The organism is Microbacterium sulfonylureivorans (assembly GCF_003999995.1).
In the GTDB taxonomy this organism is placed as follows: domain Bacteria; phylum Actinomycetota; class Actinomycetes; order Actinomycetales; family Microbacteriaceae; genus Microbacterium; species Microbacterium sulfonylureivorans.
Window position 1 is genome coordinate 349,565 of sequence record NZ_RJAD01000001.1, and the last position, 14,855, is coordinate 364,419.

At 69.6% G+C, this 14,855-nt stretch carries 12 protein-coding genes; all 12 read right to left on the minus strand.

The features are described from left to right. Positions 1-29 precede the first annotated feature (29 nt). Positions 30-1,991, minus strand: a complete 1,962-nt coding sequence (locus EER34_RS01615) for a DUF6541 family protein (RefSeq protein ID WP_127472834.1) — start codon at positions 1,989-1,991, stop codon at positions 30-32. Further along, positions 1,988-2,725, minus strand: coding sequence for an ABC transporter ATP-binding protein (locus tag EER34_RS01620; RefSeq protein WP_127472835.1), 738 nt, complete (start codon positions 2,723-2,725; stop codon positions 1,988-1,990). The genes EER34_RS01615 and EER34_RS01620 overlap by 4 nt, the downstream gene beginning before the upstream one ends. Continuing rightward, positions 2,722-3,624, minus strand: coding sequence for an ABC transporter permease (locus tag EER34_RS01625; protein ID WP_127472836.1), 903 nt, complete (start codon positions 3,622-3,624; stop codon positions 2,722-2,724). The genes EER34_RS01620 and EER34_RS01625 overlap by 4 nt, the downstream gene beginning before the upstream one ends. A 106-nt stretch (positions 3,625-3,730) precedes the next feature. Then, the gene (locus tag EER34_RS01630) at positions 3,731-5,185 is read right to left on the minus strand and encodes a hypothetical protein (protein ID WP_127472837.1); all 1,455 of its coding nucleotides are present in this window, start codon (positions 5,183-5,185) and stop codon (positions 3,731-3,733) included. Further along, the gene (locus EER34_RS01635; RefSeq protein WP_127472838.1) at positions 5,182-5,880 is read right to left on the minus strand and encodes an acylneuraminate cytidylyltransferase family protein; all 699 of its coding nucleotides are present in this window, start codon (positions 5,878-5,880) and stop codon (positions 5,182-5,184) included. The genes EER34_RS01630 and EER34_RS01635 overlap by 4 nt, the downstream gene beginning before the upstream one ends. Further along, positions 5,877-6,923: a nucleotidyltransferase family protein gene (locus EER34_RS01640; RefSeq protein WP_164743415.1), complete on the minus strand. Its 1,047-nt coding sequence runs from the start codon at positions 6,921-6,923 to the stop codon at positions 5,877-5,879. The genes EER34_RS01635 and EER34_RS01640 overlap by 4 nt, the downstream gene beginning before the upstream one ends. Then, on the minus strand, positions 6,920-7,561 hold the full coding sequence (locus EER34_RS01645) for a NeuD/PglB/VioB family sugar acetyltransferase (protein ID WP_127472840.1): 642 nt from the start codon (positions 7,559-7,561) through the stop codon (positions 6,920-6,922). Before EER34_RS01645 ends, EER34_RS01640 begins: the two co-directional genes overlap by 4 nt. Further along, positions 7,554-8,651, minus strand: coding sequence for an N-acetylneuraminate synthase (neuB, locus tag EER34_RS01650; RefSeq protein ID WP_127472841.1), 1,098 nt, complete (start codon positions 8,649-8,651; stop codon positions 7,554-7,556). The genes EER34_RS01645 and neuB overlap by 8 nt, the downstream gene beginning before the upstream one ends. Continuing rightward, positions 8,648-9,811: a UDP-N-acetylglucosamine 2-epimerase gene (gene neuC, locus EER34_RS01655; RefSeq protein ID WP_127472842.1), complete on the minus strand. Its 1,164-nt coding sequence runs from the start codon at positions 9,809-9,811 to the stop codon at positions 8,648-8,650. The genes neuB and neuC overlap by 4 nt, the downstream gene beginning before the upstream one ends. After that, entirely contained in the window at positions 9,808-10,965 is a 1,158-nt protein-coding gene (locus EER34_RS01660; protein ID WP_127472843.1) for a LegC family aminotransferase, read from the minus strand. Before EER34_RS01660 ends, neuC begins: the two co-directional genes overlap by 4 nt. Continuing rightward, complete coding sequence (locus EER34_RS01665) at positions 10,962-11,957, minus strand: GDP-mannose 4,6-dehydratase (RefSeq protein WP_127472844.1); 996 nt, start codon at positions 11,955-11,957, stop codon at positions 10,962-10,964. The genes EER34_RS01660 and EER34_RS01665 overlap by 4 nt, the downstream gene beginning before the upstream one ends. Before the next feature lie 31 nt (positions 11,958-11,988). After that, the gene (locus tag EER34_RS01670; protein ID WP_127472845.1) at positions 11,989-14,829 is read right to left on the minus strand and encodes an LGFP repeat-containing protein; all 2,841 of its coding nucleotides are present in this window, start codon (positions 14,827-14,829) and stop codon (positions 11,989-11,991) included. Positions 14,830-14,855 lie beyond the last annotated feature (26 nt).

Below are 14,855 nucleotides of genomic sequence, written 5' to 3' on the forward strand. Positions count from 1 at the left end.
ACGCAATCCTAGTCCGGCCGGGTTCTGTCTCACCGCTCGCACGCGGTGATCCGCCACAGCGACGCCTCGCCCTCGCTGTCGACCAGCTCGAACCCGGGCTGTCCGGCGAAGTCCGTCATGCCCTCGAGCTCGTAGCGTCCGGGAGTGTCCTCGCCGAGCCCGAAGTCGAGCACGAACGACGGCGAGCCGTAGACCTCGAGCGCATCGCAGACCGCCGGGTCGGACCCGGCCTCGCGCAGCTCGTTCTGGATGATCGCCCACTCCGGCGTCCGCGGGTGGGCCCATGTGCGCGGAAAGACGTCGCGGCCGCTGAGCATGTACCCGAAGCCCATGCCGGTGGACGGGTTGCCGATCACCCGGTCGTCCTCGCCGACGTTCTCGTCGAGACGTTCGAGAAGGGCGCGCTCATCGGGCGAGAGGTAGTCCTCGGTGATGTAGCGCGACTCGGCATCCACCGTCCCCTGCGTCACCGCGCGCATCTGGATCATCGGCGCGGCGATCAGGGAGGCGATGCCGAGCGCCGCCACCGCGGCGAGACCCCAGGTCGCGCCGAGCGCCTCGGCCTCCTCCCCGCGCCTGCGCGAGATCGAGCGGGTCGCCCACGATGCGATCCACGCGAGTCCGACGGCCGCGAGCGGCACGATCACGACGGCGCATGCCGCCGCGATCCGGTAGGGATCGGCGTACCACGCCCCGAGCAGGACGCGGCGGACGATCGGATTGCCGACCGACGCGGCGGCCGCGTAGAGGCCGCCCAGCACGAGCCATGCGGTTGCCAGCCAGCGCAGTTCGCGGTGCAGGACCGCCACGACGATTCCGGCGATCATCAGGATGCTGACGCCGGCGAGCACCGGAAGCAGCACCGGCCCGTTCAGGAGCACGTCGACGACGGCCTCGAGCTTGCTGCGGAACGGAGGCCAGTGAGACCCAGAGGTGCTCCGGGTGAGTGCGAACCACAGCAGCGCGAAGGCCACCCACGCCGCGGCGAGCGCGGCGACGAGCGCCGTGCGAGCACGACGTCCGGCGGAAGCCGCCGCGGGGATCGCCCACCACGTGAACCACGACACCGCGATGATCGCCCAGGTGAGGAGCGACGCCGGCTGCGAGAGCGCGATGGCACCCAGGCCCGCGACCAGGAGGGCGCCCAGCAGTACCGCCGGCCGAAGACGTCCGAGGACCGGGGCATCGGTCGTCATCCACCGCACCGAGCCGACCACGAGTCCGGCGACGGCGGGGACGAGGGCCAGCGAGAGGGCGAACGAGTAGACGACGCCCCACTGGAACATCAGCAGCGGGAAGACGACGAGGGATGCCGACAGCGCGGCCGTCAGGGCTGCGACGGATGAGGCGGCGCCCGTCATCCGCTGCGCGAACCAGGTGACGCCGAGCGTCCACACCCCGGCGGCGATGACCAGCGAGACCATGTTGGCCGCGACCGGGATCTCGACACCGGTGAAGAGCACGACGGCCGAGGCGAGGGCGTGCCAGGCTGCGGGGTAGAAGCCCCTGCCCCCCACCACGGAGCTGATCTGCAGCGACGAGGCCGACCCGGTCTCGAGGATGTGTCGCACCGCGTTGAGGTGGAACACGGCGTCGTTGGTCATCGAGATGGCCGCGGGATCGTTGACGTAGATGACGAATCGCACGGTCGTGAGTCCGATGCCGATCACGAGCCCCGCCGTCAGGAGGAGGATCGCACGCGACGACGTTCGCGTGGTGGGCCGGCGCGGCCCGAGCCACCATCCGACCAGCCATGCGAGACCCGCCAGCGCGGCGACGCCGACCAGGATCGACCACGCCGACCACGGGATCCGCGCCGCGCCGTAGACGAGTGCGAGGCCGGCGAATGTCGCGACGCCGATCAGCGGTGCGATCGCCCACAGCGCGAGCCCGCGGAGCCGCAGTCCGGCACCCATGACCAGACCCGGCAGGAACACGACCGCGAACGCGACGAGGAGCGCGGGCAGGGCGCCCGCCCAGGCGCCGATCACGACTCCACCAGGCGGACCGCCCCCTCGATGGGGCCGTCGTACACGATCTCTCCCCTGCTGAGGACGACACCGCGGTCGCACAGCTCGCGCACCATGTCGAGGTCGTGGCTCACGATCAGCAGCGTCTTGCGCTGCGCGATGAGCTCCTCGAACTTGAGACGGCACTTCTCGCGGAACGGAGCGTCTCCCACCGAAAGGATCTCGTCGACGAGCAGCACGTCGAGCTCGACGTGGATGGCGACGGAGAACGCGAGCCGCATGAACATGCCGGAGGAGTAGTGCTTGACCTCTTGGTCGATGAACTCCTCGATCTCGCTGAACGCGACGATCTCGTCGTAGCGGGCCTCGATCTCGTGCTTCTTCATGCCCAGGATCGCGGCGTTGAGGAACACGTTCTCGCGGCCCGAGAGCTCGGGGTGGAAACCCGCGCCGACCTCGATGAGTCCCGCTACCCGTCCTCGCGTGAGCACCTCGCCGTCGTCGGGCTCCATGACGCCCGAGATCAGCTTCAGGAGCGTGGACTTGCCCGAGCCGTTGAGGCCGAGCACGGCGACGGACTGGCCCTCGCTGATGGTGAGGTCGATGCCCTTGAGCGCCTCGAACTCGCTCGTCAGCTTGCGTCGCTTGATCCAGGACACGACGGTGTCCTTGAGCGAATAGGCGTGATTGAGCGTGAACCGCTTGCGCACGCCGTCGATGATGATGCTGGGCTTGATCGTCGTCTGCTGGCTCATAGGTCTTGCGCGAACCTTCCCTCGAGGCGGCGGAACACGAGCTGCCCGAGCAGCAGGGTCACCACGGCGATGAGGAACGTCGCGAGCGTGTTCCATGCCAGGCCCGGCGGGACCTCGAACGCACCGGCCGTCGCCGGACGCCAGAACGCGAAGTGGAAGAGCTCCACGCCCTGGGTGATGGGATTGAGCATGTACAGCTCGAGGACCCACTGCGGCCAACCGAGCATGTCGATCGCCTCTTTGACCTGGGTCCACGAGTAGAGCACGGGTGAAGCCCAGGTCGCCAGCAGGAGCAGAAGCTCCACGATGTTCTCGGCATCCCTGTACCGCACGTTGATCGCGCCGAACAGCAGTCCGAGCCCGAGCGCGAAGAGCATGACGATCACCACGCCCGCGAAGATCGCCAGCACCGAGAGGATCGAGATGTTGACGATCCAGCCCAGCACGAGACAGACCACCAGAAGCAGGCCGACCTGCGGCAGGAAGTGGACGAACGCCACGACAACGGCGGAGACCGCGAAGAGCTGACGCGGGAGGAACACCTTGCGCACGAGCGCGGCATTCCCGACGATCGAGGTCGTCGCGTTCTTGAACGCCTCGGAGAAGAGGTTGATCACCACGATCCCGCTGAAGAGATAGATCGCGTAGTTCTCGATGTCACGGTCGAGCTGCAGGAACAGGCCCAGGACGATCCAGAACACCAGGAACTGCGCCGCGGGGCGGACGTACGACCAGGTCCACCCGAGGACGGAGTTGCGGTAGCGGGTCGTGACACCGGTGCGGATCAGCAGGCGCAGCAGGTAGCGCCACCGCACGACGTCGATCAGCCCGCGGCTCTTGCCGGGGGTGTCGAACTCGGAACGCGGGACGGCGCTGAAGAGGTCTCGGGTATCGGTCACGGGCCTCACTCATTCGGCGCGCAGCGACGGAAGTCGCCACGGGGATCAGCACATTCTAAGTCAGCGAACCTGTGCGCTTTCGACGGATGCCGCGCCTCGCCGTCGATCAGGGTGCACGCCGCTGCGCACGGCGACCGGAGACCCACTCCCGGAACGACGCCACGGACTGCGGCGCCCAGATGCTCGAGTCGGTCGGGGCCTCGCCGGTGTGGTCGGGCGCCAGTGCCTCGATGCGGCGGACGGCCTGAGCCACGTCGCTCACCCGATCGCCGAACGCATCGCCGATGACGCTGTCGGCGAAGGGGCTGTCGCGCGGGATGACGTGGCACCCGAAGGCGCGCGCCTCGTAGAGCACCGTGCTGGCCTCGCCGATCACCACCGCCGACTGCTTCAGCGTCGCGTAGACGTCGGGAGCGTCGTCGATCGTCACCCCGGAGTCGGCCGAGAGGGACGGGTAGCGCCGTGAGGTCTCGGAGCGCTCACCCGGGTGCGGCCGGAAGACGATCGACCACTCGCCGCCCAGCGCCGCTCGCAGACCGACGACGAAGGCGTCGGTGGCGTCCGGATCTGTCCGGGAGGACACCACGAGGATGCGGCGGGCCCTCGTCTCCGGCACGGACGAAGCCTCGCGCTCCAGGTGCGGCTTGCCGATCGCGGTGACGACGCCAGGGTGTCGGATGGAGTCCGACCAATAGCTGCCGAACGTCAGCACCTCATCCGGGAGGGCGCGTCGGAGGGCCGCCTCCTCGAACGCGGCGCCGTAGTTGTAAGCGGCATGCGAAGGTCCGATCCAGCCGTGCTGCGGCTCGGCGACCCATGCCCCGGCGTCCTTCATCAGGCCGACCCATTCGCCGTGATACGTGTACGAGCCGTTGTCGAACAGCACGACCTTGGGCTGCACGCGCTCGAGCAGGCGCGAGAGCTCCTCGAGCTGGAGCGGGCGGAGCAGTTCGGTCGGCCGCACCCGACGCCCGATGGGCGCGAAGGCGCCCGGCGGCTGGTCGAGATGCCGCGCGAACGCGTCGAGCAGGCGGTCCATCGAACGGATCGCCTCCTGCGAAGGCGCCGTGCCCCGGGCTCGCCACCGTGATCGCGCGGTCGCGGATTCCATGCTGAGCGTCGGCCGGAACGCGGGGAGGCCGATCGCCGCCGGCAGCGGGCGCGTCTGCACCACGAGAGCATCCCCGGCGGCCTCGGCGAAGTCGTCGACGAGCCAGTTGCGCGCCTTGTCGCCGTCGAGCGCGAGCGTCCCGCCGGAGACGTAGAAGGCCACGTCGTGCCGACCGGCCCGGCGGACGGCATCCCACCGACTCGGCAGGTAGCCCCGTGCCACGCGCCTCGCCTCCCCCCAGCGCGTCCACTCGCTCGCCCTGACGACGTCGACGCTGCCGGTGTGCTCGGCGGAGAGCATCCAGAAGATCTGCATCCGCACCAGAGCCCAGAACGGAACGGTAGCCCCGGGCAGCACCTCGAGCAGGTCGGAGGGTGCCTCGTCCTCGAGATCGAGGAACCGGCGCATCGTGCTCGAGGTGCGGGACTCGAGGTCTCCGGCTTGCGTCACAGATCGGTCCGTCGGCTCATGAGCCACTCCACCACGGCGAAGTCGAACTCGCTGTCGACGTCGGTGGACCGCTCGGCGGGCATCTCGTACAGGATCGTGGACGGGAAGAACACCACCTGGTCCTCGAGCAGCGCCTCGCGCCTCCACACGTAGATCGACCCGTTCATATCGAAGCATCGCGGCGCGTCCTGACGGCGCAGGACCGCGTCATCCGGCGTCTTGCTGACGGCCACCGTGCCGTCGGGCAGCTCCTCCACGAGGTTGAAGTAGGGATTCCGACGCGCCTCCGCGCCCGTGATGAGCGAGTCGGGGCGGGAGGCCTCGAACATGGCGACGGCGCCGCGGATGTCGTCGATCGTGCGCAGCGGGCTGGTCGCATCGAGGTCGACGCACACGTCGAACGCCCGACCCGTGCGCAGCTCGGTCTCGCGGACGGCGTGGGCGATCGCCGGGACCTTCCCCGCCGTGTCCGTCGCCATCTCGGGCGGGCGGACCACGACGCCGGTCGCGCCGAACGTCGGAGCCAGCTCGAGGATCTGCGGCGAATCGCTCGACACCACGACCTCGTCGAACAGGCCGGACCTCGCGGCCTGGACGACCGAGTGACCGAACAGCGGGCGACCCGCGACGACCCGGAGGTTCTTCCCGGGCACGCCCTTCGATCCGGCGCGGACGGTGATCGTGCAGATCCTCATCGGATGCTCCGCTCCCACGCCCGACGGGCGCGTTCGAGGTCCTCGGGCCGCCCCACATCGATCCACTCCTCGTGGATCTCGAAGGCGCCGACGGGGCGACCGTCATCGATCAGGCGCGCGAGCAGCGTCGGCATGTCGCAGTACTCGTCGACCTCCAGCGAGGCGAGTGCGTGCGGTTCGAGCACGTAGATGCCCGCGCTCACCAGCTCCTGGTGATGGGGTTTCTCCGCCAGCGACGTGACGAGGTCGCCCTCCCGGCGCACGACGCCGAAGGGGATCTCGAATCCGTACTCGCGCACGCCGATCGTCGCCGACGCGTCGGTTCGGCGGTGGAACCCCAGCATCCGACGCAGATCGACGTTGGTGAGGAGGTCGGCGTTCATCACGACGAGCTCGCTGTCGGTCTCGCCCTTGAGCTGGGCGAGCGCGCCCGCCGTGCCCAGCGGCGCCGTCTCGTGAAGGTAGGTGATGTCGAGACCCAGGCGCTCCCCGTCGCCGAGATGCTCCTCGATGAGATGCCCGAGGTGGTTCACCGACACGTGCACCCGGCGGAACCCCTGATCTCGCAGGCGTCCGAGGATGATGTCGATCATCGGGATGTCGCCCACCGGCACGAGCGGCTTCGGGATGTCCTTGGTGATCGGGTACAGGCGCTGCCCCCGGCCCCCTGCCATGAGGACGACGGGAGTGGTCAGCGGAGTGGCGATGTGCTCGCCCTCGCCCACGACGTCGACGATCCGGTGGTCGTCGTCGACGACGGCGACGATCCGGATTCCGCGCTGACCCTTGAGCGCGTCGACGTCCTCCTGCGTCGCCGTCGGCGGCACCGTCGCCGGTGCGATGTTCATGACGCGGGTGACGAGGTCGTCCAGCGAGGCGCCGGAGAGAAGGCCGCGCCGGATGTCGCCGTCGCTGACGGCGCCGATCAGCCGGCCCGAGGCATCCTCGACGAAGACGACCTGCCGTCCGCTGCGATCCAGGCTCACGAGTGCGTCACGCAGGCTCACCTCCGGGCCGACCGTGAGAAGCGTCTTGTCGATCACTGTGTCCGTCCTTCGTCTGCTCGGGGCCGCGCCGGCACGCCCACGACGGTCACACCGGCCGGAATGTCGCACACGACGACGGCACCCGCGCCGACCACACTGCCCGCGCCCACGCTGATGCCCTGAATGACACGCGCACCCAGGCCGACGAGCGCACCGCCGCCGATCCGCACTCCGCCGGCAAGGACGGCGCCGGGAGCGACGTGTGCGTGCGGCCCGACCACCGTGTCATGTTCGATGATCGCACCGGAGTTGACGAGCGCCCCCTCCTGCAACTCCGCGCCGACGTTGACGACAGCCCCCGCGAGCACCTGGACCCCCTCGGCGACCTTCGCCCCGGGATCGATGAACGCCCGCGGGTGGAGCACCTGCGCCACGGTGAATCCGCGCCGCACCACGGCCTCGTGAAGGGCCTGACGGGCTCGCGTGGACTCGGTCGTCCCGAGGCCGTTCACGATCGCCACGTCGCCCGGCTCGAGCAGCTCCAGCTGCTCGTCTCCGCCGAGATGGGCGAGACCGGGCATCGTCGTCGACGGAGCCGGCGCGAGATAGCCTCGCACCGGCAGATCGCGCAGACGCAGGGCTGCCAGCACCGACCGGGCGTGGCCGCCGCCGCCGAGCAGCACGTACTCAGCCATCGATGAGATCCCCGCGGGAGTACGCGCGGGATGCCTCGCTGCCGACGACCTCCCAGAAGTCGAACGCGCTGCGGCCCGACGCCGGGCGGAAGCAGACGAGGTCGTCCTCGCCGAAGACGGCACCGGCCGGGATGTCGCGCGCCGCCACCAGACTGCGACGGACTACCGCACGGGTGGGCGCCTCGACCGGCTGACAGCGCTTCTCGTCCGATCCGAGCATCGTCGGCACCCGCCGCAGGTCGGCGACGTAGTCGCGGAGCGCGTCCGGACCGAGCGAGGCGGCGTGATCCGGTCCCTCCGCCTCCGTGTCGAAGGTGAAGTGCTTCTCGACCGCGACGGCGCCCAGTCCGACGGCGAGCACCGACGCGAGCGAGCCCAGCGAGTGGTCCGAGTACCCGACGCGATGGCCGAAGGTCGCCGCGATGGTCTGCAGCGCACGCAGGTCGAGGTTCTCGTCGGCGGCCGGATACTGGGTCGTGCAGTGGAAGATCGTGACGTGCGCGGCGAAGTCGACGGACTCGTTCCGCCGCTCCCAGCAGCGATCGAGCAGCTCCGGAGTCAGGCGATCGGCGCGACCCCAGAGGCCGTTCGCCTGCGCGAGTCCTGCTGCGATGAACCGAAGGGCGCGAGCGATCTCGGAGAGGTCCGCCATCCCGGTCGACAGGATGACGGGCAGCCCCGTCCGCCCTGCCGCGACGAGCAGCGGCGCGAAGGTGAGATCGCCGGACGCGATCTTCACCAGGGGGATGCCCAGCTCGGTCACGAGGAAGTCGAGGCCCTGCAGATCGAATGCGGTGGACAGGAATCGGATGCCGCGCGACTCGCAGTGGTCGCGGAGGGCGCGGAACTCGTCATGGCTCAGCTCGAGCTGGCGCAGCATGTCGTGCTGCGATCGCGCGTCGTCCGCCGACTGCCGCTGATAGTCGGCCAGCGCCGCGCTCTCCAAGGCGAGCGAGTCGGCCGAGAACGTCTGGAACTTCACGGCGTCCGCTCCCGCGGACACCGCCAGATCCACCAGCTCCTTCGCCGTTTCGAGCGAGCCGTTGTGGTTGACACCCGCTTCGGCGATCACATAGACAGCGTCGGTCATCGGGTGACCCGCCTTTCGAGGTCGTGGAAGGACTTGCGGGGCGGACGCGGGATGTCGTGCTCGAGCAGGGTGCGGACGACGCGCTCCGCGAACCCGGGCGAGCCGAAGATCGCGGACTCCCCCACCCCTCGGGTGCCGGCGAGAGCAGCGCGGACGGCGTCCTCGATCGCGTCGCGCGTCGGCCGCGGGGTCGACACGGTCGGCGAAAGCGGTCGCCCGTGCTGGCGATCCCCGACGAGCACGGACGGCACGCCGAGCACCGGCGCCTCGAGGATGGTGCTGGACGAATTGCCGACGACGACGGATGCCGCGCGCATCGCGCTGAGATATCCGAGCTGCCCGAAGGACTCGACGAAGTCGACGCGCGACGGGTCAGCGGCGACGAAGGCGGCGATCCGTGCCCGCACGTCCGCGGTCCCGATGTCGGAGTTGGACCCCGTCACGATCACATGCAGGCCGTCGACCGCAGCGAGCCCAGCGAGCATCTCGTCGACCAGCTCCTCCGGGGGCGCGGCATCCATGATCGCAGGATGGAACGTCACCAGCGCCGTCGGCGACGGCATCCGCACGCCGAACCGGCTCTCGACCTCGTCGCGCGACAGGAGGTCGAGGGCCGCCACGGCGTCGACGATCGGAGCGCCGTGGAAGAACACCCGGTCGGGCTCCTCGCCCAGCTGTATCACGCGGCGCCGGTGGTCGGCCGTGGAGGTGAAGTGCAGGTACGACATCTTCGTGATCGAGTGTCGCAGCGCGTCGTCCATCGCGCCCTCGGTCAGCTCGCCGCCGTGGATGTGCGCGACAGGCACCGAGAGGATGGTCGCGGCAGTGGCCGCCGCGAACGCCTCGAGCCGGTCGCCGAGCACGATCAGCACGTCCGGGTCGATGTCGGCCAGAGCGCGCGCGTAGCCGGGGATGGCCGCCCCGACGTCGGCTGCCGTGTCGAGGCGGGAGTCGTCCCCCGACCAGATCGGGACCGAGGCCGCGACGTCGAAGCCGTCGAGCTCGATCTCCGAGACCGTGCGCCCGAAGGCCTCGCTGAGGTGGGTGCCCGTGACGATGAGCCGGAGGTCGAGCTGCGGCTCGGCCTGGATCTCGTGGAGGAGTCGTCGCAGCAGACCGTAGTCGGCGCGCGTGCCGGTGAGAACGGCGATCGTCCTCATGACGCCGCCAGGGCAGGCGAGCTCGGGATGCACACGACGCTCGCGTGGAGCTCCTCGGCTGCCGGTACCGCCGCATGCGGAAGGTGTCGATACGGAGCCTGGAGGTGCAGCAGATTCCACATCGGCCGGCACTGCAGGCCGTCGTCGTTCGTGGCCGTCAGCACGTCGTCGCGCACTGAGCGCCCGCCGTCGAACCGGACGGCGCACAGCCAGAAGTTGCTGTCGGTCCCGGCCGGCTCGTCGAGGAAGTCGGCACCGGGCACGTCGGCGAACCGCTCCCGGTACCGCGCGGCGAGGCGCCTCTTGGCCTCGAGGAATCCCGGCAGCCGCTCGAGCTGCGCCACGCCGAGGGCCGCATTGAGGTTCGGCATGCGGTAGTTGTAGGCCACCTCGTCGTGCTCGAACTCCCAGCGGTGCGGGAGCTTGGCCGTCGTCGTGAGATGCCGGGCGCGACGGGCGAGTTCGTCGTCATCGGTGAGGATCATCCCGCCGCCGCCGGTCGTGAGGATCTTGTTCCCGTTGAAGCTCACGATGCCGACCCGACCGAAGGTGCCGGTGTGCGTGCGGCCGGCGCGGCTGCCCAGGGACTCGGCGGCATCCTCCACGACGGGGACATCGAACTCGGCGGCGAGAGCCACGAGCTCGGCGATGCGCATCGGATGCCCGAGCGTGTGCATGGGGACGATCGCGGCGATCCGTCGGCCGGTGACCGCGTTGAGTGGGCCCTCGGCCGATGGCTTCGCGGTCCGGAGCACCTCGGCGACCGCCTCGACCGACATGCCGAGGGTCTCGGGATCGCTGTCCACGAAGAACGGCTGAGCCCCGACGTGGCTGACCGCGTTGGCGGTGGCGACGAACGACAGCGTCGGCACGATGACGTCGTCGCCGGGGCGGACCCCCGCCAGCTCCAGCGCGACCTGCAGCGCGGAGGTCCCGTTGGACACCGCGATGCCGTGCGCCGCTCCTGTGAAAGCCGCGATCCCGCGCTCGAACTCCGAGACGAACGCTCCCACGCTCGACACGAAGGTCGAGTCCAGGCACTCCTGGACGCGCTGCTTCTCGACCGCCGTGATGTCGGGGACGTGCAGGCCGACGAACGGCTCGTTCCCGACGACGTCGCGGACCGCCGATACGACCTCGCCCGCGGAGCTCATACGACGTAGGCGTCGGTTCGGTACCGCGCGAGGTTCGCCGGTTCGGTGAACCACTCGGCCGTCACCCGCAGCCCCTCCCGGAAGCCGTCGATGCCGTCGAACCGCGGACGCCAGCCGAGCAGCTCCTTCGCCTTGCGGTTGTCGGAGAAGAGGCGCTCGACTTCGGAGTTCGCGGGGCGGAGGCGCCGGGGATCCTCGGTCGCCGTGGCGTCGACGCCCATCACCTCGGCGATCAGGTCGAAGGTCTGCCCGATCGACACCTCGAACCCCACGCCGAGGTTGATCACCTCACCGACGCCCGCCGTGCTCGTCAGGGCGGCCGTGAACCCGGCGACGGTGTCGGGGACGTAGGTGAAGTCACGCGTGGGGGTGAGCGCGCCCAGCTGGATCTCGCGCTTGCCCGCGGCGAGCTGGCTGACGATCGTGGGAATCACCGCGCGCGCCGACTGCCGGGGCCCGAAGGTGTTGAACGGGCGGATCGTGAGGGCCGGCAGCCCGAACGACGAGTAGTACGCGTTCACCATCTGATCCGCCGCGATCTTCGACGCCGAGTAGGGCGACTGACCTTGGAGCGGATGCGCTTCGTCCATCGGCACGTAGCGGGCCGTGCCGTACACCTCGCTCGTGGAGGTGTGGATGAACCGGCTCACGTCGGCGGCGCGCGCCGCGTTGAGCAGATTCAGGGTGCCCTGGATGTTCGTCTGCACGTACAGGTCGGGGGCGGCGTAGGAGTACGGGATCGCGATGAGCGCCGCCAGGTGCAGCACCGCGTCGCGATCGCTCACCGCCGACATCATCAGCGCAGGGTCGCGCACGTCGCCGGGAAGGAAGTCGATGTGGGCGGCGACCTCCGGATCGAGCCCGTCGAGCCACCCACGCGAGTCGAACGAGTTATAGAGCACGAGCGCGCGAACGTCGTGACCGTCCCGAACCAGCTGCTCAGCCAGATGTGAACCGATGAAACCGTCAGCTCCAGTGAGCAGTACCTTCATGCCCGCCAGTTTACCGGTCTGCTCGCGCGCCTCACTTGAGCTTGACCGTGGCGGGCTTGCCCTTCGTGTAGCTGATCGTGCCGCCGACGAACGTCTGCGCGCATGTGCCGCCCGAGCAGCGCTCGACGCCGGTCGGCCATCCGAGCGCTCCGCGAAGCCAGCCCGCCTTGCTGTACGCGGTCATCACCGTCATGGATGAGACGAAGGTGCCCCGTGAGGACGAGTGCACCCATCCCTTCGCGAAGCGCTGCGTCAGACCGCTCCCCTTCACATCCGCGACGGCCTGGACGCCGGTCTGCGGCGCCCCGAGGGCGCCTGTGACGCTCGTCTGCTCCGCCGCCGCGGTCGTGATCGCTGCGGCGTGCACACCGATCCGCGCGGTGGCGGCCTTGCCCTTGACGTACTCGATGATCCCGCCGCTGAACGGCTGCATGCAGGCGCTGCCGGTGCACAGCTCCGCGCCGATCGGCCATCCGAGGGAGCCTCGCACCCAACCGGCCGCGCTGTAGGCGGTCATCACCGTGGACGAGGAGGCGAAGCTGCCCGCCGCCGAGGAGTGGATCCAGCCGCCCGCGAACGACTGTGCGGTCCCGTTGCCGTTGGGGTCGGTCACCGCCGTCTCGGCGGAGCGCGGCCAGCCGAGGTATCCGCGCAGCCACCCCGCTGCGCTGTACGCGGTCATGATCTTCGTCGACGAGGCGAACGCGCCGCGCGACGACGCGTGGACCCATCCCTGGGCGTATCTGCGCACCAGCCCGTTGCCGTTGCGGTCGGTCACGGTCTGCACGCCGGTCTGCGCCTTGCCCAGGCCGGCGGACGTCGCGGCGCGCACCGCTGCCAACTCGTCCGGACCCATGTCGAGGACCGTGACAGCAGGCTTTCCCGGCATGTAGACGACGACGCCGCCGTCGAAGGTCTGCGAGCAGAGCGTGGCCGCGCAGGTCTCGACGCCCGTCGGCCAGCCGAGCCCGCCGCGCACCCATCCCGCGCCGCTGTAGGCCGTCATGACGGTGTTCGAGGAGACGAACGTGCCGTAGCCGGACGAGTGGATCCAGCCCTTGGCGTACTTCTTGGCCATGCCTGAGCCGTTGCGGTCGGCGACGAGCTGCGCGGGCTGCGACGTGCCCAATGCACCCGTCACGCGGGTCTGCTCTGCTGCCGCCTTGTTGATCGCGGCCGCGTTGACTCCCGTGTGGGCGGTCGCGGGATCGCCGTCGACGTAGCTGATGATGCCGCCCACGAACCGCTGGACGCATGCCTTGCTCGTGCACAGCTGCGCACTGCTCGGCCAGCCCAGGCTCCCCTTCACCCCTCCGGCCGCGGAATAGGCGGTCATGACTCGCGCGGGCGTCACGAACGCCCCGTGCGTGGAGGAATGGATCGACCCGCCCTGGAAGGTCTGGGCACGCCCGCTGCCGCTGGCAGCGCTGATCGACTTCTCGGCACCCGTGGGCCAGCCGAGGCTGCCCGGCACCCAACCCGCCGCGTTGTAGAGGGCCACGAAGTCGGCCATGGTCGAGAAGGTGCCCGCCTTCGAGGAGTGGATCCATCCGCCGTCGTACTTGCGCACGAGACCGCTGCCCTTCGCGTTCGACACGACCTGCACGCTCGACACCGGCTCGCCCAGCGGTCCCTTGGCACCGCCCCGGGCGGTGTACTCGGCCTGGATGGCCCGTGCGGAGACGTTCAGCGTCGTGACAGCGGCGGCATTGCCGGTGTAGGAGATGATGCCGCCGGCGAACGGCTGCGTGCACGTCCCGCTGGTGCACGTCGACTGGGCGACCGGCCAGCCGAGGTCGCCACGGAGCCAGCCGGCTGCACTGTAGGCCACCATGATCGGCGTGAGCGACGAGAACGTGCCCGCGCTCGACGAGTGGATGAATCCGCCCGCGAATTTCTGGGCCAGCCCGTTGCCGTTGGGGTCGGTCACCGTCGTCACGGCCGCGGCCGGGTTCCCGAGAGCACCGGTCGCGCCCCCCATCCGCTTCCATTCGGTGGCGATGGCGCCCGATACCGGGTAGCCCGCGGCCGCGGGCGCACCCTGCGTGGAGCCGAACCAGTCGGTGAAGAACTGGTAGAAGTTGCGGTTGCCGTACGACGAGCAGCCGTCTCCCGTGCCGTAGCCGGCGCGCAGCGCAGCGGCGTTGGGCTGGTACGGCGTGTAGTAGTACAGGTTGGCGGTCGCCTGGTTCTGGACATACACCGCCGACCTCCCGCACGAGGACTTCGGGTTGTAGAGGATGTTCCACGTCTTGCCCGGTGCGTACCACGTGAAGAACTTGGACGTGCCTGGCGGATTCGCGTAGCGCTTCAGCTGCCACGCCCCGCCGAAGACCTGATTGAAGAAGCCGTAGTACCGGGTGTCGCACGCGGCCGTGTCGGGGCATCCCTGTCCCATCGCCGAGCGATAGTTGTATGACGACGGCGCCGACGACAGGATGAGGCCCTGCTCCTTCTGGAGCATCACCAGGATCACCTGCGGATTGATCCCGCAGGCCTGTGCGACCTTGTAGATGATGCGGGACGCACGTTCGCGGACGCCCCCCGAGTACTTGCCGCACATCGCGTCGGCCGTGGTGGTCCGCGAGGTGTCGTAGTAGTTCTTCAGGCAGGTGTATCCGGCGCGACAGCTGGGCATCTTCGCCTGCAGGAAGGACTGGATCTGCGCCTCGGTCATGGTCGAGCGGTTGAAGAAGACCGCGTCGCTGATGATGTTGCCGGGCCGGAACTTGGTGAGGTCCGCCATCGGCACGATCCCCGTGTCTCGCGTGGTGTCGACGGCGGCCGCCTGGGAGGAACTGGAGGCCGGTGGCGCGACGATCAGTCCGATCGCCAAGGCGATCACCGCCGCGAATGTCGCTGTGATCCTCATGAAAGACGCGCGTGCGTCAGTCCTCC